The 24,980-nt window shown below is 49.6% G+C and carries 25 protein-coding genes and 2 rRNA genes (1 of these 27 cut by a window edge); 26 read left to right on the top strand and 1 reads right to left on the bottom strand.

Annotated features, from left to right (window positions below; all coding sequences use genetic code 11):
* The 11 genes from V5J77_RS24045 to pssA all read left to right on the top strand — a co-directional run.
* A 23S ribosomal RNA gene (locus V5J77_RS24045) occupies positions 1-2,542 on the top strand; it begins 392 nt to the left of the window's first position.
* A gap of 120 nt (positions 2,543-2,662) precedes the next feature.
* Positions 2,663-2,779 (top strand): 5S ribosomal RNA (gene rrf, locus V5J77_RS24040).
* A 489-nt stretch (positions 2,780-3,268) separates the two neighbouring features.
* Positions 3,269-3,730 (top strand): CtsR family transcriptional regulator, encoded by a 462-nt coding sequence (locus V5J77_RS24035; RefSeq protein WP_338553320.1) that lies wholly within the window; start codon positions 3,269-3,271, stop codon positions 3,728-3,730.
* Between the two features lie 38 nt (positions 3,731-3,768).
* Positions 3,769-4,293 carry a UvrB/UvrC motif-containing protein gene (locus V5J77_RS24030; protein WP_338553319.1) on the top strand — a complete coding sequence of 175 codons (525 nt, stop codon included), beginning with the start codon at positions 3,769-3,771 and terminating at the stop codon, positions 4,291-4,293.
* A gap of 24 nt (positions 4,294-4,317) precedes the next feature.
* Complete coding sequence (locus V5J77_RS24025) at positions 4,318-5,397, top strand: protein arginine kinase (RefSeq protein WP_338553318.1); 1,080 nt, start codon at positions 4,318-4,320, stop codon at positions 5,395-5,397.
* A gap of 2 nt (positions 5,398-5,399) precedes the next feature.
* Positions 5,400-7,871 carry an ATP-dependent protease ATP-binding subunit ClpC gene (gene clpC / locus V5J77_RS24020; protein WP_338553317.1) on the top strand — a complete coding sequence of 824 codons (2,472 nt, stop codon included), beginning with the start codon at positions 5,400-5,402 and terminating at the stop codon, positions 7,869-7,871.
* A 280-nt stretch (positions 7,872-8,151) separates the two neighbouring features.
* Positions 8,152-8,577 (top strand): ankyrin repeat domain-containing protein, encoded by a 426-nt coding sequence (locus tag V5J77_RS24015; RefSeq protein WP_338553316.1) that lies wholly within the window; start codon positions 8,152-8,154, stop codon positions 8,575-8,577.
* Between the two features lie 16 nt (positions 8,578-8,593).
* A complete protein-coding gene (locus V5J77_RS24010; RefSeq protein WP_338553315.1) occupies positions 8,594-8,944 on the top strand; it encodes an antibiotic biosynthesis monooxygenase in 351 nt (116 codons plus the stop codon).
* Between the two features lie 156 nt (positions 8,945-9,100).
* Complete coding sequence (radA, locus tag V5J77_RS24005) at positions 9,101-10,468, top strand: DNA repair protein RadA (protein ID WP_338553314.1); 1,368 nt, start codon at positions 9,101-9,103, stop codon at positions 10,466-10,468.
* A 10-nt stretch (positions 10,469-10,478) separates the two neighbouring features.
* A complete protein-coding gene (gene disA, locus V5J77_RS24000) occupies positions 10,479-11,555 on the top strand; it encodes a DNA integrity scanning diadenylate cyclase DisA (protein WP_338557037.1) in 1,077 nt (358 codons plus the stop codon).
* 87 nt (positions 11,556-11,642) lie between these two features.
* Entirely contained in the window at positions 11,643-12,389 is a 747-nt protein-coding gene (pssA, locus tag V5J77_RS23995; protein ID WP_338553312.1) for a CDP-diacylglycerol--serine O-phosphatidyltransferase, read from the top strand.
* A 191-nt stretch (positions 12,390-12,580) separates the two neighbouring features.
* On the opposite strand, the gene V5J77_RS23990 is transcribed toward pssA, so the two are convergent.
* Complete coding sequence (locus V5J77_RS23990; RefSeq protein WP_338553311.1) at positions 12,581-12,976, bottom strand: DUF1573 domain-containing protein; 396 nt, start codon at positions 12,974-12,976, stop codon at positions 12,581-12,583.
* 149 nt (positions 12,977-13,125) lie between these two features.
* Here V5J77_RS23990 and V5J77_RS23985 point away from each other — a divergent pair, with 149 nt between their 5' ends.
* The 15 genes from V5J77_RS23985 (at position 13,126) to rplK (ending at position 24,899) form a co-directional block, all read left to right on the top strand.
* Positions 13,126-14,223, top strand: coding sequence for a PIN/TRAM domain-containing protein (locus V5J77_RS23985; RefSeq protein WP_338553310.1), 1,098 nt, complete (start codon positions 13,126-13,128; stop codon positions 14,221-14,223).
* Between the two features lie 56 nt (positions 14,224-14,279).
* Entirely contained in the window at positions 14,280-14,984 is a 705-nt protein-coding gene (gene ispD, locus V5J77_RS23980; protein WP_338553309.1) for a 2-C-methyl-D-erythritol 4-phosphate cytidylyltransferase, read from the top strand.
* Between the two features lie 2 nt (positions 14,985-14,986).
* A complete protein-coding gene (gene ispF, locus V5J77_RS23975) occupies positions 14,987-15,469 on the top strand; it encodes a 2-C-methyl-D-erythritol 2,4-cyclodiphosphate synthase (RefSeq protein WP_338553308.1) in 483 nt (160 codons plus the stop codon).
* 811 nt (positions 15,470-16,280) lie between these two features.
* Positions 16,281-17,747, top strand: coding sequence for a glutamate--tRNA ligase (gltX, locus tag V5J77_RS23970; RefSeq protein WP_338553307.1), 1,467 nt, complete (start codon positions 16,281-16,283; stop codon positions 17,745-17,747).
* A gap of 390 nt (positions 17,748-18,137) precedes the next feature.
* Positions 18,138-18,398 carry a hypothetical protein gene (locus tag V5J77_RS23965; RefSeq protein ID WP_338553306.1) on the top strand — a complete coding sequence of 87 codons (261 nt, stop codon included), beginning with the start codon at positions 18,138-18,140 and terminating at the stop codon, positions 18,396-18,398.
* Positions 18,399-18,402: 4 nt separating this feature from the next.
* Positions 18,403-19,065: a serine O-acetyltransferase gene (gene cysE, locus V5J77_RS23960; protein ID WP_338553305.1), complete on the top strand. Its 663-nt coding sequence runs from the start codon at positions 18,403-18,405 to the stop codon at positions 19,063-19,065.
* Positions 19,062-20,483: a cysteine--tRNA ligase gene (gene cysS, locus V5J77_RS23955; RefSeq protein WP_338553304.1), complete on the top strand. Its 1,422-nt coding sequence runs from the start codon at positions 19,062-19,064 to the stop codon at positions 20,481-20,483. Before cysE ends, cysS begins: the two co-directional genes overlap by 4 nt.
* Positions 20,480-20,986 carry a ribonuclease III domain-containing protein gene (locus V5J77_RS23950; protein ID WP_338553303.1) on the top strand — a complete coding sequence of 169 codons (507 nt, stop codon included), beginning with the start codon at positions 20,480-20,482 and terminating at the stop codon, positions 20,984-20,986. Before cysS ends, V5J77_RS23950 begins: the two co-directional genes overlap by 4 nt.
* Positions 20,986-21,741: a 23S rRNA (guanosine(2251)-2'-O)-methyltransferase RlmB gene (gene rlmB / locus V5J77_RS23945; RefSeq protein ID WP_338553302.1), complete on the top strand. Its 756-nt coding sequence runs from the start codon at positions 20,986-20,988 to the stop codon at positions 21,739-21,741. Before V5J77_RS23950 ends, rlmB begins: the two co-directional genes overlap by 1 nt.
* Before the next feature lie 2 nt (positions 21,742-21,743).
* Positions 21,744-22,268, top strand: a complete 525-nt coding sequence (locus V5J77_RS23940; RefSeq protein ID WP_338553301.1) for an NYN domain-containing protein — start codon at positions 21,744-21,746, stop codon at positions 22,266-22,268.
* 192 nt (positions 22,269-22,460) lie between these two features.
* Positions 22,461-23,111 (top strand): RNA polymerase sporulation sigma factor SigH, encoded by a 651-nt coding sequence (sigH, locus tag V5J77_RS23935; protein WP_338553300.1) that lies wholly within the window; start codon positions 22,461-22,463, stop codon positions 23,109-23,111.
* Between the two features lie 327 nt (positions 23,112-23,438).
* Positions 23,439-23,588, top strand: coding sequence for a 50S ribosomal protein L33 (rpmG, locus tag V5J77_RS23930; RefSeq protein WP_015847242.1), 150 nt, complete (start codon positions 23,439-23,441; stop codon positions 23,586-23,588).
* Positions 23,589-23,606: 18 nt separating this feature from the next.
* Entirely contained in the window at positions 23,607-23,816 is a 210-nt protein-coding gene (gene secE / locus V5J77_RS23925) for a preprotein translocase subunit SecE (protein ID WP_046234208.1), read from the top strand.
* A gap of 23 nt (positions 23,817-23,839) precedes the next feature.
* Positions 23,840-24,373, top strand: coding sequence for a transcription termination/antitermination protein NusG (nusG, locus tag V5J77_RS23920; RefSeq protein ID WP_046234209.1), 534 nt, complete (start codon positions 23,840-23,842; stop codon positions 24,371-24,373).
* 100 nt (positions 24,374-24,473) lie between these two features.
* Positions 24,474-24,899: a 50S ribosomal protein L11 gene (gene rplK / locus V5J77_RS23915; protein WP_046234210.1), complete on the top strand. Its 426-nt coding sequence runs from the start codon at positions 24,474-24,476 to the stop codon at positions 24,897-24,899.
* Positions 24,900-24,980 lie beyond the last annotated feature (81 nt).

The raw sequence follows: 24,980 nt of genomic DNA, 5'->3' as shown, positions 1-24,980 counted from the left end.
ATACACACTCTCCGAGACGGATCCTGAGTACGGCGGGACACGTGAAACCCCGTCGGAATCCGGCAGGACCATCTGCCAAGGCTAAATACTCCCTAGTGACCGATAGTGAAGCAGTACCGTGAGGGAAAGGTGAAAAGCACCGCGGAAGCGGAGTGAAAAAGAACCTGAAACCGTGCGCTTACAAAAAGTCAGAGCCCGATCTATGGGTGATGGCGTGCCTTTTGTAGAATGAACCGGCGAGTTACGTTCACGTGCAAGGTTAAGTCGGGAAGACGGAGCCGCAGCGAAAGCGAGTCTGAATAGGGCGAATAAGTACGTGGTCGTAGACCCGAAACCGTGTGATCTACCCCTGTCCAGGGTGAAGGTGCGGTAACACGCACTGGAGGCCCGAACCCACGCACGTTGAAAAGTGCGGGGATGAGGTGGGGGTAGCGGAGAAATTCCAATCGAACTCGGAGATAGCTGGTTCTCCCCGAAATAGCTTTAGGGCTAGCCTCGAGGTATGAACGTCGTGGAGGTAGAGCACTGATTGGGTGCGGGGCCCGCCAAGGGTTACCAAGTCTAGTCAAACTCCGAATGCCATAGACGTGCTTCTCGGGAGTCAGACAGTGAGTGCTAAGATCCATTGTCAAGAGGGAAACAGCCCAGATCATCAGCTAAGGTCCCCAAGTGTGTGTTAAGTGGGAAAGGATGTGGAGTTGCAAAGACAACCAGGATGTTGGCTTAGAAGCAGCCACCATTTAAAGAGTGCGTAATAGCTCACTGGTCGAGTGACTCTGCGCCGAAAATGTAACGGGGCTAAACACACCACCGAAGCTATGACATGTACCGAATGGTACTTGGGTAGGGGAGCGTTGAATATAGGTTGAAGGTATACCGTAAGGAGTGCTGGACTGTATTCAAGTGAGAATGCCGGTATGAGTAACGAAAAGACAAGTGAGAATCTTGTCCGCCGAAAGCCTAAGGGTTCCTGAGGAAGGCTCGTCCACTCAGGGTAAGTCGGGACCTAACGCGAGGCCGAAAGGCGTAGTGGAAGGACAACAGGTTCAAATTCCTGTACCACCGTAAACCGTTATGAGCAATGGGATGACGCAGAAGGGCAGTGACGCGGACTGATGGAATAGTCCGTCCAAGCAGTGAGGCTGATGAGTAGGCAAATCCGCTCATCGTAAGGCTGGGCTGTGATGGGGAGCGAAAATTACAGTAGCGAAGGTCATGCACTCCGGCTGCCGAGAAAAGTCTCTAGCCAGGTGAAGGTGCCCGTACCGCAAACCGACACAGGTAGGCGAGCAGAGCATGCTAAGGCGCGCGGAAGAACTCTCGTTAAGGAACTCGGCAAAATGACCCCGTAACTTCGGGAGAAGGGGTACCTCGGTAGGGTGAATAGCCCGAGGGGGTCGCAGTGAAAAGGCCCAAGCGACTGTTTAGCAAAAACACAGGTCTGTGCGAAGCCGTAAGGCGAAGTATACGGGCTGACGCCTGCCCGGTGCTGGAAGGTTAAGGGGAGCGGTTAGGGGTAACCCGAAGCTGTGAACCGAAGCCCCAGTAAACGGCGGCCGTAACTATAACGGTCCTAAGGTAGCGAAATTCCTTGTCAGGTAAATTCTGACCCGCACGAATGGCGTAACGACTTGGGCGCTGTCTCAACGAGAGATCCGGTGAAATTTTAATACCTGTGAAGATGCAGGTTACCCGCGACAAGACGGAAAGACCCCATGGAGCTTTACTGTAACTTGATATTGAACTTTGGTACGATCTGTACAGGATAGGTGGGAGCCTAAGAAGCATGAGCGCCAGCTTGTGTGGAGGCGACGTTGGGATACCACCCTGATCGTATCGGAGTTCTAACCTAGGACCATGAATCGGGTTCGGGGACCGTGTCAGGTGGACAGTTTGACTGGGGCGGTCGCCTCCTAAAATGTAACGGAGGCGCCCAAAGGTTCCCTCAGAATGGTTGGAAATCATTCGGAGAGTGCAAAGGCATAAGGGAGCTTGACTGCGAGACCAACAAGTCGAGCAGGGACGAAAGTCGGGCTTAGTGATCCGGTGGTACCGAATGGAAGGGCCATCGCTCAACGGATAAAAGCTACCCTGGGGATAACAGGCTTATCTCCCCCAAGAGTCCACATCGACGGGGAGGTTTGGCACCTCGATGTCGGCTCATCGCATCCTGGGGCTGAAGTAGGTCCCAAGGGTTGGGCTGTTCGCCCATTAAAGCGGTACGCGAGCTGGGTTCAGAACGTCGTGAGACAGTTCGGTCCCTATCTGTCGCGGGCGCAGGAAATTTGAGAGGAGCTGTCCTTAGTACGAGAGGACCGGGATGGACGTACCGCTGGTGTACCAGTTGTTCCGCCAGGAGCACCGCTGGGTAGCCAAGTACGGACGGGATAAGCGCTGAAAGCATCTAAGCGCGAAGCCCCCCTCAAGATGAGATTTCCCAATTTAGTAAGACCCCTTGAAGACGACGAGGTTGATAGGTTCGGGGTGGAAGCGCAGCAATGCGTGCAGCTGACGAATACTAATCGGTCGAGGGCTTATCCTAACAAATACGCTAAAGTTTCAGAGCTTGTCTTTCGCATCCAGTTTTCAAGGTAGCAATACTTTGATAATCGTTGAATCTTTTCGAAGCTGATTCGAGAAGGAACTCAGCGAAAAGTACCCGTTTGGTGGCGATGGCGGAGGGGAACCACGCGTTCCCATCCCGAACACGACCGTTAAGCCCTCCAGCGCCGATGGTACTTGGACCGCAGGGTCCTGGGAGAGTAGGACGTCGCCAAGCACGAGAAGCCTGTCGCAATCATTGCGACAGGTTTTTTGTTGTCACATAAGTGAGATTAACAATCATAGAATGAAAATGCTGTGCACAACTTATCTACAGCCGTGGATGAGGTGCATAGTATTTTTTTGTGGCGTGAATAAGTCTGTTATGGTGTAATTGTTCACATGTGGGTAAGTTTATTAAACCTTATATGGAGCAATTGTAAATAGGATTTATGCACAATCGTTCACTTTTTATGCACAGCCTGTTTATAAATAGAACTGATCTAGGCAGGTCGGGTATAATTAGAGCTTTTTCGCATCATGCTAGGTAGTAGCTTTGTGTATAAATGCTGGTGGATGAATAGTCAGAAAATTAAGATTCCATCTCTTGACCTTTCTTAAATTTTGCGTATAATAAAATTAAAGTCAAAGAAAGTCAAAGTCAGTGGGAGCTGCATATGAATAAGCTAAAGCTTGTGCTCCATGCAGTACCAGGGGGGTTGGTGATATGCGAAACATTTCCGATCTCATTGAACAGTATTTAAAAAATATGCTTCAGGAAAGTACGGAAGGCTTGGTGGAAATACAGCGCAATGAGCTGGCTGAGAAATTTTCGTGCGTCCCTTCCCAGATTAATTACGTGATTAGTACACGATTTACACTGGAGAAGGGTTACATGGTCGAATCGAAGCGTGGAGGCGGAGGCTATGTCCGGATTCAGCGGGTAGAGTTGCCAGCGCTGCAGACGATTCAATTTCATATCAGGCAGACGATTGGAGATTGCGTGGAGCAGAGTGTGGCGGAAGGGCTGATTTATCAGCTTGAAGAAGCGATGCTGGTGACGAAGCGTGAAGCACAGCTGCTGCGGGCAGCCATTGATCGGGAAACAATTGCCGTCAAGCTCCCGCTGCGTGATGAGGTAAGGGCCCGTTTGCTGAGAGCGATGCTAATATCGCTTCTGGTTAAATAACTTACCGTGCGCAAGTGCATGGAAAGGGGTGATTTGTCTTGATTTGTCAGGAATGCGGCAAGAGGCCGGCAACGCTTCATTTTACGAAGATTGTCGGTGGGGAGAAGACGGAGTTTCACATTTGTGAAGCTTGCGCTCGTGAACGGGGTGAAGGCATCCCGGGTACGGCGAATGGCTTCTCTATTCACAGCTTGCTGTCGGGTCTGCTTGATTTTGATCCATCTGGAACATCGGGTTCGGCGGGGACGAAGGCTTGCCCGGTCATACGCTGTGACGAATGCGGATTTACTTATGCGCAGTTCAGCAAGATCGGACGCTTTGGCTGTAGCGCCTGCTACAAACATTTTTCAGATAAGTTAGATCCGCTGCTCAAAAGGGTACATGGTAGTACGGTGCATACGGGGAAAATTCCGAAGCGCACTGGAGGACAATTGCAAAATAAACGTGAGCTTGATCAGCTCAGACGCGAGCTATATGATTGTATTGAACAAGAAGAATTTGAAAGTGCGGCTCAAATCAGGGATCGTATTCGTGAGCTTGAGCGTAAAATAGCAGAGCTGTAAGTCGTGAAGTAAGGAGGATATCTCTTGAAAAGTCGTCGTTTTTCAGAGCAAGCGTTAAGCGATTGGATGAAAGGGGATGGTCCAGAGTCAGATATTGTGATCAGCAGCCGTATACGGATCGCCAGAAACTTGAACCATTATCCGTTCCCATTGCTTGCTACGAAGGAGCAGTCGCTTGAGGTTATGGAGCAGTTAGCTGCTATCGGAGCATCTGGAAAGCTTGAGCCGATCGGCCATTTCGATACCATCGTGTTATCCGAGCTTACGGAGCTGGAGAAGCGTGTATTGGTCGAAAAGCATTTGATTAGCCCGAATTTGGCTAATGAATCTCGAGGCGGAGCCTTCATTCTCAGCGATAATGAATCGGTGAGCATCATGATTAATGAAGAAGACCATTTGCGAATTCAATGCCTTTATCCGGGTTTTCAAATCCAGGAGGCTTGGACACTGGCGAATCAGATTGATGATATTTTTGAAGCGGAGACCGAATATGCTTTTGATGAGAAACGCGGTTATTTAACAACCTGCCCGACTAACGTTGGAACAGGTATACGCGTATCCATCATGGTGCATTTGCCGGCACTCGTACTAACCTCGCAAATCAATCGGATTTTGCAGGCCGTCACACAGGTAGGACTCGCGGTTCGCGGATTATATGGGGAAGGCAGCGAGGCGCTTGGCAATGTGTTTCAAATCTCGAATCAGATTACACTCGGACAATCCGAATCAGAAATTATTGAAAACCTGTACAGCGTAGCCAGACAAATTATCGAACATGAGAAAGCAGCTCGGATACGGCTGCTAGCAGAGTCTAAGCTGCGAATTGAAGATAGAGTAAAGCGGTCATATGGGATTTTATCCTATGCGGCTGTTATGGATACGAAGGAAGCGGCACAGCGGCTTTCAGATGTAAGGCTGGGCGTTGACCTGGGCTTGCTGGATAATATAACGCCTCAAGTTATGAATGAATTATTGATTATGACGCAGCCGGGCTTCTTACAGCAAGTATTTAAGGAAACGATGAATGCGGAGCAGCGGGATTATCGCCGGGCTGAACTAATTCGCAAGCAGTTGCGAAGTCAAATGGAACATGGGGGTGCGTAACGATGATGTTCGGAAGATTTACGGAACGAGCACAGAAGGTGCTTGCATTGGCGCAGGAGGAAGCAGTTCGTCTTGGACATAACAATATCGGTACAGAGCATATTTTGCTCGGACTGATTCGTGAAGGGGAAGGCATCGCAGCGAAAGCGCTGATTGGACTCGGCCTGGGCCTAGAGAAAATTCAGGATGAGGTTGAAGCTTTGATCGGAAGAGGCCAGGAGCAGCCAACTAACATTGCCTATACGCCACGTGCGAAAAAGGTTATAGAGCTGTCTATGGATGAAGCGAGAAAGCTTGGCCATACGTATGTTGGAACGGAGCATATTTTGCTCGGACTCATTCGTGAAGGCGAAGGCGTGGCAGCACGTGTGCTGAACAACCTTGGCATAAGCCTGAACAAAGCACGTCAGCAAGTGCTGCAATTGCTTGGCAGCAGCGAAGCCATCTCGAGCAACCATGGCGCTCCATCTAATGTGAGCACGCCAACGCTGGATGGACTTGCCCGCGATTTGACCTCCTTTGCTAAAGAAGGCAATCTCGATCCGGTTATTGGCCGCAGCAAAGAAATTGAGCGCGTCATTCAAGTGCTTAGCCGACGGACGAAGAACAATCCGGTTCTAATTGGGGAACCAGGCGTTGGTAAAACGGCTATTGCCGAAGGACTGGCGCAAAAAATTATTGCGAATGAAATTCCGGAAACACTGCGCGACAAACGCGTCATGACGCTTGATATGGGCTCTGTCGTAGCAGGTACGAAATACCGCGGTGAGTTTGAGGACCGGTTGAAAAAAATTATGGATGAAATCCGCCAAGCTGGCAATATCATTTTGTTCATTGATGAGCTTCATACGCTAATTGGTGCAGGTGGTGCTGAGGGCGCGATTGATGCATCGAATATTTTGAAGCCGGCGCTAGCACGCGGTGAGCTGCAATGTATCGGCGCTACAACGCTAGATGAATATCGCAAATATATCGAGAAGGATGCTGCGCTGGAGCGCCGTTTCCAACCGATTACGGTAGACCAGCCATCGCCAGAAGAAGCGGTACAAATTTTGTACGGTCTGCGCGATCGTTATGAAGCGCATCACCGGGTGAAAATTACCGATGAAGCGATTGTTCAAGCGGTGAAGCTGTCCGACCGCTACATTACGGATCGTTTCCTGCCGGATAAAGCGATCGACCTGATTGATGAAGCGGGCTCGAAGGTTCGCCTCAACTCCTATACGATTCCGCCAAACCTCAAGCAGCTTGAGAACCGTCTGGAGGATATCCGCAAGGAGAAGGACTCCGCTGTTCAGAGCCAAGAGTTCGAGAAAGCGGCTGCGCTTCGCGATACGGAGCAGAAGATGCGCGAAGAGCTGGATATTACGAAAAACCAGTGGAAAGAAAAACAAGGTCGTACCGATTCCGAAGTGACACCTGAGGATATTGCACAGGTGGTAGCGAGTTGGACCGGCATTCCGGTAAGCAAGCTGGCAGAGGAAGAGACTGAGCGTCTGCTGAAAATGGAATCCATTCTTCACGACCGTGTTATCGGTCAAGAAGAAGCAGTCAAAGCCGTATCGCGCGCTATGCGCCGTGCTCGTGCCGGTCTTAAGGATCCGAAGCGCCCGATGGGCTCCTTCATTTTCCTCGGTCCAACAGGTGTAGGTAAAACCGAGCTTGCCCGCGCGCTTGCAGAAGCGATGTTTGGCGATGAGAATGCCATTATCCGCATTGATATGTCGGAGTATATGGAGAAGCATTCCACTTCCCGTCTCGTAGGGGCGCCTCCAGGATATGTTGGTTATGAGGAAGGCGGTCAATTGACCGAGAAAGTACGCCGCAAGCCTTATTCGGTTGTATTGCTCGATGAGATTGAGAAGGCTCATCCAGAAGTGTTCAACATTTTGCTGCAGGTGCTGGAGGATGGCCGTCTGACTGACTCTAAAGGTCGTGTAGTCGATTTCCGCAATACGCTGATCATCATGACGTCGAACGTGGGCGCGGATCAAATTAAACGGAATTCTTCGCTGGGCTTTACGGCTGTTCATGATGCTGGCCGCGACTTCATCCAAATGAAGGATAAAGTCATGGCTGAGCTCAAGAAGAGCTTCCGCCCTGAGTTCTTGAACCGGATTGATGAGACGATCGTTTTCCACTCGCTGGAGCAGGAGCATATCGCCGAAATCGTGACCTTGATGTCTGACGATCTGCGCAAACGTCTGCGCGAGCAGGATGTCGACTTCTTGCTGACTGACGCAGCGAAAGCATTTTTGGCGAAGGAAGGCTTTGATCCGCAATATGGTGCACGTCCACTTCGTCGTGCGATTCAGAAGCATATCGAAGATCGGTTGTCTGAGGAACTGCTCACGGGCAGCATTCAAAAGGGTGACCGATTCACGATTGATGAGAAGGATGGCGCTTTGACGGTTACGAAAGCGGGGCCTCTTGATTTGGAGAAAGCATCCGAGGAGCCGGCAGCTAAATCATAAAAATAGTAAGAATGCTGCACAACGGATCACAGCTTATCAGCAAAATCGGTGAGCTAGATTTATGCAGCTTTGCACAATAAATGAAAGCTTCCAGAGCCCGTGAGCATGACGGTTTCTGGAAGCTTTTTTATGTGCTTGGCAGGTGGAATTTCTTCTTTATTTATTTGACAATGAGAATCATTATCGTGTATCTTATTAAGAGTAGGCAATACTTTGACGATAATCTCTTTCAAATAAAATGACGAAGAACGGATTACATGACGGAAGGCGGTAATAGGGTATGGGTTTGCATGCGGCCAGAGTAACGGCTGAAGAGGCTTCATATTTATCAAATGAATATATTAAGCAGTTCGTTAGAGCAGCGCATATGGATTTTGACAAGGTAAAGCAAATGCTGAATGAAGAGCCGGAACTGCTGCACGCTGCCTGTGACTGGGGCGATGGTGATTGGGAAAATGCGCTGGGCGCAGCCGCTCATGTTGGCCGTAGGGATATTGCGCTATATTTGCTGGAGCGTGGAGCAAGACTAGATTTGTTTGCCGCGGCGATGTTAGGCAAGCTGGAAGTCGTTCATGCGATTTTAAGCGATGACCCCTCGGCGAAAGATGCCATTGGCTCGCATGGTATTCCGCTCATCGTTCATGCCAAGATGGGTGGCGAGGAGTCGCGCGGCGTTTACGCTTATTTGGAAAGCCTTCAGGCTTGATAGGAGGAGTAACATCATGATCGTGGTCACGAACACCATTAAAATTAAAAAAGGGCATGGGGAGGCCGTAGCCGAGCGGTTCCAGCATACGAAGGGAATTGAGCTTTCTCCCGGCTTTATCCGGATGGAAGTGCTGCTTATGGAAAACTTGGTGGACTATGATGAGCTGAGAGTTGGAACAACATGGGAGAATAAAGCGTCGTTCGAAGGCTGGGTCAACAGCGATTCCTTCCGTCAGGCGCACGCACATCGTCAAAAAAAGGCAGGTGAAGGCTGCCATAGCCAGCAAAATGAAGTCATTATGCTCGGCTCGCAGCTTTCAACCCATCGCGTTATTGTGGCGCGGCAAGCGACTATTCAAGCTTAAAGGTTAGCGGATATAGGTAGTCTTTTACAGAAAGTTTCCTTCTTCCTCCTATGGTTGACAGGGAACTTTTTTGCGTATAAGGAAGTAGGGGTTTATACAATCCACATTAAATGGTAAACTTTTAATGATCGTGTTTTTTAGTAAAAGGAGCCGGATATGGCAAAAATAAAAACGAAATTCGTGTGCAATGAATGTGGAACAGAGTCGCCAAAGTGGATGGGCAAATGCCCGGGGTGCCATTCATGGAATTCCATGATTGAAGAGAAGGAAACAGTCGTCAAGACGCAGGGAGTCGGTTTGCGTGTTGCGCAAACGAAAGAAAAGCCACAATCAATCATACATATAGAGAGCGGGAAGGAACCGCGGATTGAAACGAGCTTGAAGGAGCTGAACCGCGTGCTTGGCGGAGGCGTCGTGCCGGGCTCCCTTTTGCTGGTAGGGGGCGACCCCGGTATCGGAAAATCCACGTTGCTGCTGCAAACCTCGCATGCATTGGCAACGAAGGGATTGAAGGTTCTCTATATATCGGGTGAGGAATCGGTACGGCAAACGAGGCTAAGAGCGGATCGGCTTGGTGCGCTGACGGAATCCTTGTATGTGCTTTGCGAAACAAATATGGATCATATTAACGAGGCAATTGAATCGGTGGACCCCGATTTTCTCGTTATTGACTCGATCCAGACGGTTTATGACCCAGGGGTGCAATCTGCGCCAGGCAGCGTGTCCCAGGTACGGGAATGCACAGCGCATTTTATGCGAGTCGCCAAAATCAAAGGAATTGCAACGGTGCTGGTCGGGCATGTGACGAAGGAAGGCGCCATCGCTGGGCCGCGGATGCTGGAGCATATGGTTGATTGCGTGTTGTATTTTGAAGGTGAGCGCCATCATACCTACAGGCTGCTGCGCGCGGTGAAGAACCGATTCGGCTCAACGAATGAGATCGGAATTTTCGAGATGGGCGAGGAAGGCTTGCGTGAGGTGCTGAATCCTTCTGAGTTGTTTTTATCTGAGCGTCCGCTTGGCGTAGCAGGCTCTATTGTTGTTGCTAGCATGGAGGGAACCCGTCCTGTATTGGTGGAATTGCAGGCGCTGGTCGCGACGACGAATTTCCCATCGCCAAGGCGAATGACAGCGGGGCTTGACCATCATCGCATGGCGCTGATCATTGCGGTGCTTGAGAAGCGAAACGGCATGTTTCTTCAGACGCAGGATGCCTATTTAAATGTAGCGGGTGGAATCAAGCTGGATGAGCCAGCCGTTGATTTAGCAGCAGCGGTATGTCTTGCTTCCAGCTTTCGGGATGCGCCAACGAGACCCTACGACGTTGTGTTCGGAGAGGTTGGTTTGACAGGTGAGGTGCGTGCGGTTTCGCGCGCTGAGCAGCGGGTAAAGGAGGCCGAGAAGCTAGGTTTCAAACGCGTTATTATGCCGGAGAAAAGCTTGAAGGGCTGGAAGCCGCCGGCATCCATTGAGATTATTGGTGTAAATACCGTAGCGGAAGCGCTCTCGGCAGCACTAGGATAGGGGGAAGATGATGAAGGAACAGAGCCAGATAGAAACGATGAACCAGCTTTTGCAGCTAGTCGCGCCCGGTACCCCGTTCCGTGACGGCTTAGAGAACGTGCTGCGGGCGAAGACTGGGGCACTAATCGTTGTGGGATACAGTCCTGAGGTAATGGAGGTTGTAGATGGAGGTTTTTCCATCAATTGCGACTTCTCGCCCAACTATTTATATGAGCTTGCAAAAATGGATGGTGCAATTATTTTGAGCGAGGATATGCGGCGGATTCTGTATGCCAACACGCAGTTGATTCCGAACAGCTCCATTCCGTCTATTGAGACAGGAATCCGCCACCGTACCGCGGAGCGGGTAGGCAAGCAGACGGGCAAGCTCGTCGTATCCATTTCGCAGCGCCGAAATATTATTACGCTTTATCAAGGAAATTTACGGTATGCGCTCAAGGAAATGGGTAATATTTTAACGAAAGCAAATCAGGCGATTCAGACGCTGGAGAAATACAAGGCGGTATTGAATCAATCGTTCAAAAATTTGTCCGTCCTTGAATTCGAAGAGCTAGTCACCTTACAGGAGGTCGCTCATGTCGTACAGCGTGTAGAAATGGTGCTGCGCGTCAAAATGGAAATTAAACGTTATGTGACTGAGCTTGGGACGGAAGGCCGCCTCATAGCGATGCAGCTCGAAGAGCTGGTCGATGGTGTGGACGAGGATGCTTGGTATTTGTTGAAGGATTATGCGAAAGATAATTCGGATGAGAAAATCCGGGAAATTCGGCTGGCGATGAAAAAGCTTAGCTCGGATGAGCTGCTGGACGCCTCGCCCATTATCCGCTTGCTGGGCTATCCGCATACCGCATCTATGGCGGAAGAATCCATTTCACCGCGAGGCTATCGTCTGCTCAACAAAATCCCGCGCTTGCCGCTCATTATTATGAATAATCTGGTCGAGCGCTTCGCCAGACTGCCTCATATTATGATGGCGACAATCGGTGAGCTGGATGATGTGGACGGTATTGGGGAAGTTCGGGCAAGGGCGATCAAGGAAGGCTTGAAACGAATTCAGGATCAAATGTTCATTGACAGGCAAATCTAAATCCCATACAATTGATGGAATGTAAACCGCCCGATTATCATACATTTGTAGTTGGTCTTAGGGCATAGTAGAGAAGAGGTGGAACAGATGTTTATAAAGTCAATACCGAGCCTTTTCACGGTGGGAAATTTGTTTCTTGGCGTAATCGCCATTATTATGGTATTTAATGAGAAGCCTGAATTTGCAGCTATGATGGTTATTATCGCGATGCTGCTTGATGGCGTGGATGGCAGAGTGGCACGTGCGCTTAATGCACAGAGCGAATTTGGTAAGGAGCTCGATTCGTTATCCGATGTTATTTCCTTTGGAGTAGCTCCGGCGTTCATTATGTATGTAGTCGCTTTTCAGGATTTAAATACAGCAGTGGCTTGGATCATTACCGCGTTATTCCCGATTTGCGGGGCTTTGCGGCTGGCTAGATTTAATGTTGTAACGAAGACGCCAAGCGGTTATTTCATCGGGCTGCCGATTCCAGCAGCTGGTGGTGTTTTGGCAACGCTAGCTCTATTCAAAAATGATATTTCGGTTATTGTGCTGTTAATTAGCACGCTTGCTCTTTCCATTCTGATGGTGAGCACGGTTCGTTACCCGAATTTCAAAAAGTTTGGCATTCCGAAGAGCGCGATTTGGGTCGTGCCGATTATCGTCGTGTTTTCGCTCGTGATCGGTATTTGGTTCAATCAATATTTGTCGAAGCTGATTTTCATCCCTCTTCTGCTATATGCGCTGTGGGGCTTAAAAAAAAACGTTGATCGGCGCATTAAGCCGCGCAGACGTAAAAACAAGCATACGGAGCTAAACGAGGAGCAGGTGCAATCGGAGACGATTGCCTAGTATGCAGTTAGCGCAGAAGCCTTGTTCGTCCTAAAAAGAGGAAGCACCCAAAAAAGCTGCAAACCATGTAAACGTGGTTTGCAGCTTTTTTTTGGTGGAAATGGACGGTGCCGCCAAAGATAGCAACACGAATACAGGTGTGTATGTTGCACCATTATGTGGAGGTAGCAATGGCCGTGCAGGCTTTCGCTTTACGTTAAATTAAATAGGCCAAGCGTTGAGCATTTATCATACTCATCAGCGATGACTTCATCGAGCTGGATATCCAGCAGATTGCACATCGCGGTCATGTAGAACAGGTTGCGTCCGAGATCGGCCTTAAGCACATCGCGGCAGTGCTCGCACAGCTCGCCAGAAAGGTGGCTTTGCAGCGTTTCTTTCGCGCTCTTCAGGTTCGGTTCATCGGAATAGTGCTGCTTGCGAGCCGCAAGCTCAATGCAGCCGCAGTCGGTCACGGCTTTCGTTACCGCACGATTGACTGACGTTCCAGCCTGCCCAAACTTTGACATGACATCCAGCAGGCTCCGATGCCTTAGCAGTAACTCGGATACTTGCTGTTGAAATTGATCCAATGTTGGTGCGCTCATCGGTTACACCTCTTTCATCAACTTTAGCAACTTCTAACCTTGTTTCCATTATAAGCTTACTTGGTCTGCATTTCAAAATGAAAAATCATTCACCTTTGACGGTTAGAGTGTTCCCAATTGGAACATAATTGTAATGGAGGTGGATGAATATGGTAAGACGTATCATTCAATTAATTGGAATAATGTTAGGTGCAATGGCAGGACGAGAGCTTCACAGTATGACGAGTTTATCGGGATTATGGGCTGAGCCATCTATTGGGATGCTTGAGCATTCCGGTACTTATTACATGAATGTTGGAATCGGCGCATTATGCGGGGTCATACTCGCAACCTTGGCAGCAAATCCGCTCATTCGTTTCATGCAGCGTGGAGCGGAGCAGACTTCGGCTATGCCGGTCAAGGATTTGCTTGCTGGTGCAGCAGGATTGTTCGTAGGGCTGCTGCTGTCGGTGCTGCTGTATCCGGCGGTGTCAGACATTGGAGGCGTAGGTGTAATGCTGCCGGCCATAATGGCGCTATTCTTCGGCTATTTGGGCGTGCGGATTTCCTGGAACAAGCGGGATGAGCTTTCAGAAAAGCTCGTTGAGTTATGGAATCAGCGCAAAGCGGCTCCCGTTATTGATGAGACGAGCGACTTCGAGGAGCATAAGATTTTGGATACGAGCGTTATTATTGACGGGCGAATCGCCGACATTTGCAAAACCGGATTTATTGAGGGAACGCTTGTCATTCCTGAATTTGTATTGGAGGAGCTGCAGCATATTGCCGATTCCTCGGACCTGCTTAAGCGCAACCGCGGCCGTCGGGGGCTGGATATTTTGAATAAGATCCAGAAAGAGCTTGATGTACGTGTGCTTATCTACGAAGGTGACTTTGAGGAAATCAGCGAGGTGGACAGCAAGCTGGTGAAGCTGGCTAAGGCATTGCATGGCAAAGTGGTTACGAATGATTTTAACCTTAATAAGGTGTGCGAGCTGCAAGGTGTGTCCGTCTTGAACATTAATGATTTGGCGAATGCTGTGAAGCCCGTCGTTTTGCCAGGCGAAGAAATCATTGTGCAGGTCATTAAAGACGGCAAGGAGCATGGACAAGGTGTCGCTTATCTCGATGATGGCACAATGATCGTTGTGGAGGGTGGGCGCGAATACATCGGCACGACGATGGAAGTGCTTGTAACGAGCGTGCTGCAAACGTCTGCTGGACGGATGATTTTTGCCAAGCCGAAGCTGTTGGAAAAAGCGCAGTAAAAAAGGTATGATAGAGGGGATACAATACCGGCACAGAGATTTGAGGGGAATTGGGCATGGGGGCAAAATGGGGAGTTGTCGTCGTCGCGGCCGGACGCGGTTCGCGAATGGGGACAAAGGAAAGCAAGCAGTACCTGGAAATGCAGGGCAAGCCGATTGTTGTACATACGCTGGAGCTGTTCGCTTCGCTGGGTAACCTTGCAGAAATAATCGTCGTTGTCGGCGCTGATGACGTGGGGCGGGTAGAAGAGCTGGTCAGCCGCTATGGCATCGTCAAGGTGAAGGCGGTTGTTGCAGGCGGCAGCGAAAGGCAGCATTCGGTGTACAGCGGCATTCAGGCGCTTTCGCCTGCTATAGAGTGGGTTATGGTGCATGATGGGGTGCGTCCGCTTGTGACGGCCGCTGCTGTCGGCACCTGCTGCTCCGTGGCGGAGCGTGTAGGTGCAGCTGTGCTGGCCGTGCCTGTGAAGGATACGATTAAACAGGTGGGCGATAACGGCTTGATCGTTTCGACGCCTGACCGCCGAAGCTTGTGGGCGATTCAAACGCCGCAGGCTTTTCGTCGTGAGCTGCTGGTGCGTGCGCATGAGCAGGCCCAAGAAGAGGGGTTTCTGGGGACGGACGACGCGATGGTTGTCGAGCGAATGGGCGTACCGGTTGCCGTAGCGGAAGGCGATTATACAAATATAAAAATTACGACGCCTGAGGATTTGCCATGGGCGGAGTTTTTGCTCGCGAAGCGGGAGAGAGGGGAAGGCTGACTATGATTCGTGTAGGACAAGGCTTTGACGTTCATCAATTGGTAGAAGGCAGGCCGTGTATTATCGGCGGTGTAACTATTCCATATGAAAAAGGGCTGCTGGGACATTCCGATGCCGACGTGCTGCTGCATGCGATTAGCGATGCAATATTGGGCGCATTGGCGCTTGGCGATATTGGGAAGCATTTTCCTGATACGGACCCTGAGTTCAAGGATGCCGATAGCTTGAAGCTGCTTGTACATATTTGGGGACTCGTCAAGGAGCGCGGCTATAAGCTTGGCAACATTGACTCGACGATTATTGCACAGCGTCCGAAGATGCTGCCCTATATTCCGCAGATGGCGGAAATTATTGCAGGAGCCCTAGAGGCGGATGTGTCTCAGGTGAATGTGAAGGCAACGACGACGGAGCAGCTCGGCTTCACCGGACGGGGCGAAGGAATCGCGGCGCAATCCGTTGTTTGCCTGATTAAAGATGTGATATAATCGCAATAATTTTTGGATACTGCAGTACAGGCAGCTTTGCCGCTAAAGGATGGTTAGGGAGCCGCTTAAGCTTGAGGATGAGGACTGAGGACTGAGGTTCCGCTATTCTGGCTTTTTAGAGGATTTGAGGTATTAGGCGGACAGGAAATCCGTTATTTCTTTGATTTCCCTGTCCAAATAACGATCAGAAGCATATTAGCGTCTTCTGAGTCCGCTTCAGCTGCCATAACCCGTGTTTCGGCTATAATAGCGTCTTCTGAGTCCGCCGAAACAAAAGTCTAAGCATAAAGCTGACTTTTGATAAGCAGGCTTCTGCTCATATTTGGTGCTATAATCAATCAAGATTACAATGTGGCTTGCTTACTTTTGCATTCATGTTCTAACTTATTTTGCTAAAGATATAGCAAAGGCATAGCAAAGATATAGCAAAGGCATTTTGTTTAAGGTATAGCGAAGTTTATATTAGGAAACGCAGCGGGCTTTTTGTGAAGGAAAGTTTAGCAATAGCTGATTTAATGCAATGGCTTGAGAAGCAAGGTGAAAAAGTCGTAGCGGAGAGAAAAGGGTTTGCTGGAGAAGCGGCAGCGTTCGCTTAAAGCTTTCCGTAGGAAAGCAGCATCATAAGCATATGCTTTTACCCTTAAGTTTCAACGGCTGATCCAGTTAAATTGAGGAAACTTAAGGGGAATGGCGATCGGAAGCAAACTCTTTTCGCGCAGCGTAGGCTCTTTTTCACCTTACTTATCTTACGAATTTGACAGTACAAAAAGCGCAAGGCGACAAGCGCCTAGCGACTAGGGGGCATTAAGCAATGACACAAGAAATTCGCGTTCGTTATGCACCGTCGCCGACGGGACATCTGCATATCGGCAATGCAAGGACGGCCTTATTCAATTATTTGTATGCCCGTAATTTGGGTGGAAAGTTTATTATCCGCATCGAAGATACGGATGTGAAGCGCAATATTGCCGGTGGAGAAGAAAGCCAGCTCACTTATTTGAAATGGCTAGGCATTGACTGGGATGAAAGCATCGACGTTGGCGGCGACTACGGTCCATACCGTCAGACGGAGCGCCTTGATATTTATGAAAAATATTGGCAGGACCTGCTGGATCGCGGGCTCGCTTACCGCTGCTACTGCACCGAGGAGGAGCTGGAGCGTGAACGCGAGGAGCAGACGGCCCGAGGCGAAACGCCGCGTTATTCTGGACTGCACCGCAATCTGACGGACGAGCAGCGTAAGGCATTCGAGGCGGAAGGCCGCGTGCCAAGCATTCGTTTCCGCGTGCCGGAAGGCCGCACCTATAAATTTGATGACGTCGTAAAAGGCGAAATCAGCTTTGATACGGCGGAGACAGGCGATTTTGTTATTGTGAAAAAAGATGGCATTCCGACCTACAACTTTGCCGTTGCGCTGGATGACCACTTAATGAAAATTAGCCACGTCCTGCGGGGCGAGGATCACATTTCCAACACGCCGCGTCAATTGATGATTTATGAAGCATTTGGCTGGGAACCGCCTCGCTTTGGTCATATGACGCTGATCGTTAACGAAAACCGCAAAAAGCTCAGTAAGCGCGATGAGTCGATCATCCAGTTTATTGAGCAATACGATTCGCTAGGCTATTTGCCAGAGGCGATGTTCAATTTTATTACGCTGCTCGGCTGGTCGCCGGAAGGCGAGCAAGAGATTTTTACGCGTGAGCAATTGGTCGAAGTATTCAATGCTGAGCGTCTCAGCAAAAGCCCTGCTGTATTCGATACGCAGAAGCTGAGCTGGATGAACAATGAATATTTGAAAAAAACAGATTTGGCGCGTGTCGTCGAGATGTGTCTGCCGCATTTGGTTAAGGCTGGCCGCGTGTCTGCGCAACTGGATGAAGCTGGCCGCGCATGGGTGACCAATCTCGTTGCCTTGTATCAGGATAAGCTGCGCTATGCAGCGGAAATCGTGCCGCATACGGAGCTGTTCTTCCAAGAGGCTGCCCAGGATGAGGAGGAAGCGACGACTGTGCTTGCAGAGGAGCAGGTGCCAGCCGTTCTGGCTGCTTTTCTCGCACAGGTTGAAGCAACGCCAGCCGAGGCATTTGATGCGGATAGCGTGAAGGCCTCCATTAAAACGGTGCAAAAGGATACCGGCTTCAAAGGCAAACAGTTGTTCATGCCTATTCGTGCAGCTTTAACCGGTCAGACGCATGGTCCGGATTTGAATCAATCCATCGTACTGCTTGGCCAAGCGAAAGTCATCGCGAGGCTGAACGAGCGTTTGGGCCGCTAGGCTTGCTGTACGGGGAGCTTGGCTTGGCGCGATTAGTCGCGCCGGGCGTACTCTTTTTCGCCATATGGTCACGCCCGGAAACAATGCCTCTTGTCACATAAGGGTGGATTGGGTATACTAGGGCTACTATTAGGAAGTTTACAGTTAACAAGCTATGAACAGGAAAAGTACGTTTTGCTGGATTTGCAGAGAGGACAACCTTCATTGCATCCAGGCCGGGTTACCCGCGGCTTTTGGACAATGTAGCTGCAAGTTGTCTAATTCGGCGGGCGGAAAATTGCACCTGGGAGCTTTGTTCCGAGCCGTAAGGCCAAGCAGCTGTGTTTTTGAATCGAAGGAGGCTTCGTTCGAAGGCAGCAGGTGAGGCGCTTGTGGGGTAGGCGGCAACGTATGCCTGCGTTAAAGGCTTTGAGATGGATAGCAACTGAGCTATCTGGTGGCCATAGGTTGAAGCGGGCGAAGGCAGACATGCCGAAGCTTGCTGAGAGCGGCACAGATAGAGGTTCAGGGTTGTTCAAGCAGAGTGGGACCGCGATCGAACACACGCCTCTGCAGCATGCAAATGCTGTGGGGGCTTTTTTATATGGACATTCGGCAGCCAGCAAGGCAGGAATAATGGGGGCAGCGGCCTGCTGGCTTGAGAGGAGATAAGCTGATGTTTCGCCATATTCGTTCAGATATTGAAGCGGTATTCGAAAATGATCCGGCCGCCAGAAGCCGTTTTGAGGTCGTCTTCACTTATTCAGGCCTGCATGCGATTTGGGCGCATAGGGCGGCTCATTATTTTTTTCGTCACAAATGGTTTACGGTTGCGCGTATCATATCCCAATTCAGTCGTTTTATGACCGGCATCGAAATTCACCCGGGGGCCACAATCGGCGAGCGGCTGTTTATTGACCATGGCATGGGCGTTGTCATCGGCGAAACATGCGAAATCGGCAATGATGTCGTCATTTATCAGGGGGTTACGCTAGGCGGTACAGGCAAGGAGAAGGGTAAGCGGCATCCGACCATAGGCAACAATGTTGTCATTGGCTCGGGCTCGAAGGTGCTGGGATCTTTCAAAATTGGCGATAATTCAAATGTAGGCTCCAATGCGGTTGTGCTGCGCGAGGTGCCGGATAATTGCACCGTTGTTGGCAACCCCGGCAGAGTGGTGAAACGGAACGGTGAGCGGGTGAAGGACAGATTGGAGCACAACCAGCTGCCTGATCCAGTCATTGAAATGCTGCGGGATATGAAAAATGAAATTGATCGTTTGAAAACAGAGTTGAAAGAGCTCAAGGAGCCTGTAACTGGAGGGGAATATCGGAAATGACGTTGCATCTATATAATACGTTGACCCGCAAGAAGGAAGCTTTTGAATCGCAGGAGCAGGGTAAAGTTAAAATGTATGTATGCGGGCCGACAGTATACGACTATATTCATATTGGAAATGCAAGGCCGGTTGTTTTCTTCGATGTCGTTCGGCGGTATTTGGAGAGCACAGGCTACGAGGTGAACTATGTCGTCAACTTTACGGACGTTGATGATAAGTTGATCCGTAAAGCGGAGGAGCTGGGAACTACGGTTCCAGAGGTGGCGGAGACATTTATCGCGGCATTTAATGCGGATCTCGAAGCGCTTGCCGTGCATAAGGCAACGCTGAGTCCGCGCGTAACCGAGCATATTACGGAAATTGTCGATTTTATTCAAGGCTTGCTTAATAAAGATATTGCCTATGAAAGTGAAGGCGATATTTATTTCCGTACTGCCAAGTTCGAGGAATACGGCAAGCTGTCGCATCAAAACCTGGAGGAGCTGCAATTCGGCATTCGGATTGAAGTAGGCGACCGAAAGGAGAATCCGCAAGATTTTGTGCTGTGGAAAGGTGCAAAGCCGGGTGAAATTTTCTGGGATACGCCGTGGGGACCAGGCCGTCCGGGCTGGCATATCGAATGCTCGGCAATGGCGCGCAAATACCTCGGGGACACACTCGATATTCATGGCGGCGGACATGATCTGCAGTTCCCGCACCATGAGTGCGAGGTTGCACAGTCGGAAGCATTGACCGGCAAGCCGCTCGCGAATTATTGGATGCATAACGGCTATATTAATATTGATAATGTGAAAATTTCAAAATCGCTGGGCAATGGTATTTCGGTGCACGAACTTGTGAAACAGGTAAAGCCGCAAGCGATTCGTTATTTTATTTTGTCCGGGCATTATCGCAGTCCGCTTAACTTCAATGAAGAAGCGCTGAAGCAAGCGGTAAACAGTGTGGAGCGCATCGCAAACAGCGTGTCCAACTTGCGTCATCGCTTGCAGGTGCTGGAGAGCGAGGAGCAGAAGGAAGCTGCGGTTGCGGCTTTCGAGTTGGATGCTCGCTTAGCGGAAATTATGAGCGCATTTGAGGCGAAAATGGATGATGACTTTAATACGCCGGATGCGATTACCGCGGTTTTTGATCTGGTTGGCGAAGCGAATCAATACTTGAATCGCGCAGATGTGAGCATCGAGGGCGTGCAGGCTTTTCTGGATGTGCTGGAGCAAATGGACGAGGTGCTTGGTCTAATCCCGCCGCAGTCTGCTGAAGCGAATCTGCTGGATGAGGAAATTGAACAGCTGATTGTCGATAGAACAGAAGCGCGCCAGTCGAAAAACTGGGCTAGAGCGGATGAAATTCGCGATTTGCTGACAGAGAAAGGCATCGCTCTTGAGGATACGCCGCAAGGCATCCGTTGGCGCCGCCTATGAGTGAGCTGCATAACAACGAGGCGTTAGCAAGCGACTTATTGTTCTACACGCCTTCGAAAAAAACAAATCTGCTGAACCCCGTTGTGCTCGCCTACGTTGGTGACAGTGTGTTCGAGCTGCTGGTACGCCAATATTTGGTGTCGCTGCCGAATCATAAGCCGCATCACCTGCATCGGGAAGCGACGGGCATCGTCTCGGCAAAGGCGCAGCGGCGGATTTTGCTGGAGTATTGGCAGCCGCTGCTGACGGAAGAAGAGGCAGATGTGGTGCGGCGCGGGCGGAATACGAAATCTGGTGCGCCACCTAAAAATGCTGATCCCGCCGATTATCGTCAAGCTACCGCGCTTGAATGTCTCGTTGGGTATTTATATTATGAGGGCCGCATTCAGCGCTTGCATGAGTTATTCGCCTGTGCGATTGCAGCAAGAGAAGAGGGGGAGCAGCGGCAGGCACAGCCAGCCGCTCCTTCCCTCGCAGCCAAGAAAACAAAGGAGGGCGAATAATGACTGAGACTAACCCGCAAGATGAAATTATTGCTGGCAAGCATCCCGTGCTGGAGGCGCTTCGTTCCGGGCGCGAAATTAATAAAATTTGGATCGCTGAGGGCGCCCAGAAGAGCATGACACAGCCGATTACCGCAGAGGCGAAAAAAAACGGAATTATCGTACAATTTGTCGATAAAAGGAAGCTCGATGGCATGGCCGAGGGCGTTCAGCATCAAGGCGTTATTGCACAGGCGGCTGCTTTTCGCTACGCCGAAATTGAAGAAATATTAGAAGCGGCGCGCAGCCGCAATGAGACGCCTTTTATTTTGCTGCTGGATGAAATTGAGGACCCTCACAATTTGGGTTCCATTCTGCGGACAGCGGAATGCACCGGTGTTCATGGCGTTATTATTCCGAAGCGCCGTGCGGTTGGACTGACGGCAACCGTCTCCAAAACGTCGGCTGGAGCAGCGGAATATGTGCCTGTTGCACGCGTGACTAATCTGGCGCAAACCATTGATCGGCTGAAGGAAGAAGGCATATGGATAGCGGGTACGGATGTCAGCGCCAAGCAGGAAATATATTCGATGAAGTTCGACATGCCGCTCGCAGTCGTCATCGGCAATGAAGGCAAAGGCATTGGCCGTCTCATTAAAGAAAAATGTGATTTTCTGGTGAAGCTTCCGATGCAGGGTCAGCTTAATTCGCTGAATGCTTCCGTTGCTGCGGGCGTGTTCATGTACGAAGTGGTAAGACAGCGCCGGAGCGTTTAGACATGAAACGGCGTGACGATATTTTGCTGGTTGATGGCTACAACATGATTGGGGCCTGGCCCGTGCTGGAAAAGCTGAAAGCCATCGACCTCGAGGAGGCAAGGGATAAGCTGCTTGATATGCTCGCGGATTATCAGGGATTTACCGGCATGTCCGTCTATATCATTTTCGATGCGCATCAAGTGCCTGGGCTGGGAGCGACCTTCAAGCATCACAAGCTGACAATTGTGTATACGAGGGAGAAGGAAACAGCAGACGAATGCATTGAGCGCATGGTTGTTGAGCTGTATAAAAAAAGACGGCATTTGTATGTCGCTACTTCTGATCTTGTCGAACAGCATGTCGCTTTCGCTCATGGGGCGCTTCGCCTCTCGGCCCGCGAGCTCTTAATTGAAATCGAGCAGAACCGCAAGCAAATTGAGCTAACGCTGATGGAAGAAACAAGGAGCCGCCGCAATACGGTGGATAATAGTCTCAGTCTTGAAATTCGCATGAAGCTGGAAAGGCTTAGGCGAGGCAAGAAATGACAGGCTGTACGAGGGCGGCGTGAAATTGATTTTTTGGTTGTATATGTAAATAATTCGACAATTAGAATCGGTTTTGTTATTGATTTGGGGTCTAAATCGGTTGACGTTGTCAGGTTACATAATGTATACTGGCTCTATATTTGCTGGCTATGAATCTAGCGGCGTACGCCTTGCAGGCCGGAGGGATAGTTTGTGAGCATCGACCTCAAAGAATGGAGTACGCTCGAATATGACTGCAGTACGGACGAGGAAATCGTAGAAGCGGTTCGCAATGGCGACAGTCTGGCGCTCGAATATTTAATTAACAAATACAAGAATTTCGTTCGAGCTAAAGCACGCTCTTATTTTCTTATCGGTGCGGACCGGGAAGATATTGTGCAGGAAGGCATGATCGGACTGTATAAGTCTATTCGCGACTTTAAAGGGGACAAGCTCGCAAGCTTTAAAGCATTTGCAGAGCTGTGCATTACGCGGCAGATTATAACGGCGATTAAGACGGCCACCAGGCAGAAGCATATTCCGCTCAATTCCTATGTCTCGCTCGATAAGCCGATTTACGATGAAGATTCCGATCGTACATTACTTGATGTCATATGCGGGACCCGGGTATCAGACCCGGAAGAGTTGATCATTAACCAGGAAGAGTTTAACGGTCTGGAAGACAAGATGTCCGAGATTTTGAGTGATCTTGAACGCAAGGTGCTCATGCTTTATTTGGATGGAAGATCCTATCAGGAAATAGCAGTTGATTTGGATCGTCATGTGAAGTCTATTGATAATGCACTACAGCGCGTGAAGCGGAAACTCGAACGTTATTTGGAAGTCCGGGACATAAGCGGGTAACAGTGTCATCATACTTATAGCTTAAGTGAGAATGCAGAAGCTGTCCTTTTCTCTGTAATTATAGAAGGGGATGGCTCATTTCTGTTTCAAATCGGAAAATGCTGCCTATACTTGTAGAAACAGGGCGGACCCGATGCCGCCTTGCTTCCAGCTTTTATACAAGCTCGCATTCTATCTTTTACATTGACATCCAGTATGTCGTGTGATAAAGTGTTCGGGTAGGCCTAAATATGAGGTTTTTTTTCGTGTTGGCCTTCATTTCATCTTGAGGTACTGCATGTTTCAGGGTGAACAGGTATTTAGTAGCAGTTCGGGAGGTGTAATTCAATGCGGGTTATTATCACGTTGGCATGCACAAACTGCAAACAGAGAAACTATGCGAGCAGCAAGAACAAACGCAATCACCCCGACCGCATCGAGTTGAAGAAGTTTTGCAAGTTTTGTAACGAGCAGACTCCTCATCGCGAGACGAGATAGTCAAATGGAGGTGTGACCGTGGCATTTTTGGCTAAAGTGAAGCAAAGCTTCGGAACAACGTTTGGTTTCTTTGCTGACAGCTGGGCAGAACTGAAGAAGGTTCGTTGGCCAAACCGTAAAGAGTTGACAAGCTATTCAATCGTTGTCGTTTTGACGATTACGGCTGTGACGATTTACTTTTGGCTTCTTGACATCGGGATCTCGTCTCTAGTTGAACTGATTGTTTAAGAAGGGTCCAAAGGTGAATTGAAATGGAAAAAAGATGGTATGTCGTACACACTTACGCCGGTTATGAGAACAAGGTAAAAGCCAATTTGGAGCGCCGTTTGGAATCGATGGGCATGGAAGATAAAATTTTCCGTGTACTTGTTCCAATGGAAGAAGAAGTGGTTGAGAAGGACGGTAAGAAAAAAACCGTTCAACGTAAAGTTTATCCAGGCTACGTTCTCGTAGAAATGGTTCAAACTGACGATTCTTGGTATGTTGTTCGCAATACGCCGGGTGTTACAGGATTCGTAGGATCGACAGGATCAGGGTCGAAGCCGATCGCTCTTATGCCAGACGAAGTCGAACAGATTTTGAAGCATATGGGTATGGAGGAGCCGAAGCCGAAGATCGAATTCGATCTGAAGGAAACTGTACGGGTCAAGGAAGGTCCGTTCGCGGATTTCGTTGGTACAGTAGAAGAAATTTTGCTGGACAAGGCGAAGCTCAAGGTTCATGTCAACATGTTTGGCAGAGAAACGCCAGTTGAGTTGGATTATACTCAAGTGGAGAAGATTTAGTTCCGGTATTTCTGTAGAGCACCCGTTTTTTAGGGTCGTGCAGATATGCCAACTCGTTAGTTTTATGTTGTGGATTACCAGTGTAAGGAGGTGTATAGTCATGGCTAAGAAAGTCATCAAGATGGTCAAACTGCAAGTTCCTGCAGGTAAAGCGAATCCAGCTCCACCTATCGGTCCGGCGCTCGGTCAAGCAGGCGTTAACATTATGGCGTTCTGTAAAGAGTTTAACGCTCGTACAGCAGATCAAGCAGGTTTGATTATTCCAGTTGTTATTTCCGTATTTGAGGATCGTTCATTCACTTTCGAAACTAAAACTCCACCGGCAGCAGTATTGCTCCGCGTAGCAGCTGGTATCGAAAAAGGATCAGGCGAGCCGAACAAGAAGAAAGTAGCTACTGTTAATCGTGCTAAGGTCCGTGAAATCGCGGAGCAAAAAATGCCCGACTTGAATGCAGCTTCTGTTGAAGCAGCAATGCTTATGATCGAAGGTACTGCACGCAGCATGGGCGTTACAATCGTTGACTAATTGCGTTTGATCCGTTAGGATAACAAACGAAGGGCTGACTGTTACAAGGATGCCCGGCTGTGAAGCTTAGGCTTCGCCGTG

The organism is Paenibacillus sp. KS-LC4 (assembly GCF_036894955.1).
Taxonomy (GTDB): Bacteria; Bacillota; Bacilli; order Paenibacillales; family Paenibacillaceae; genus Pristimantibacillus.
Note: the sequence above shows the minus strand (reverse complement) of the source record. Positions and strands in the feature narration are given on the sequence as shown.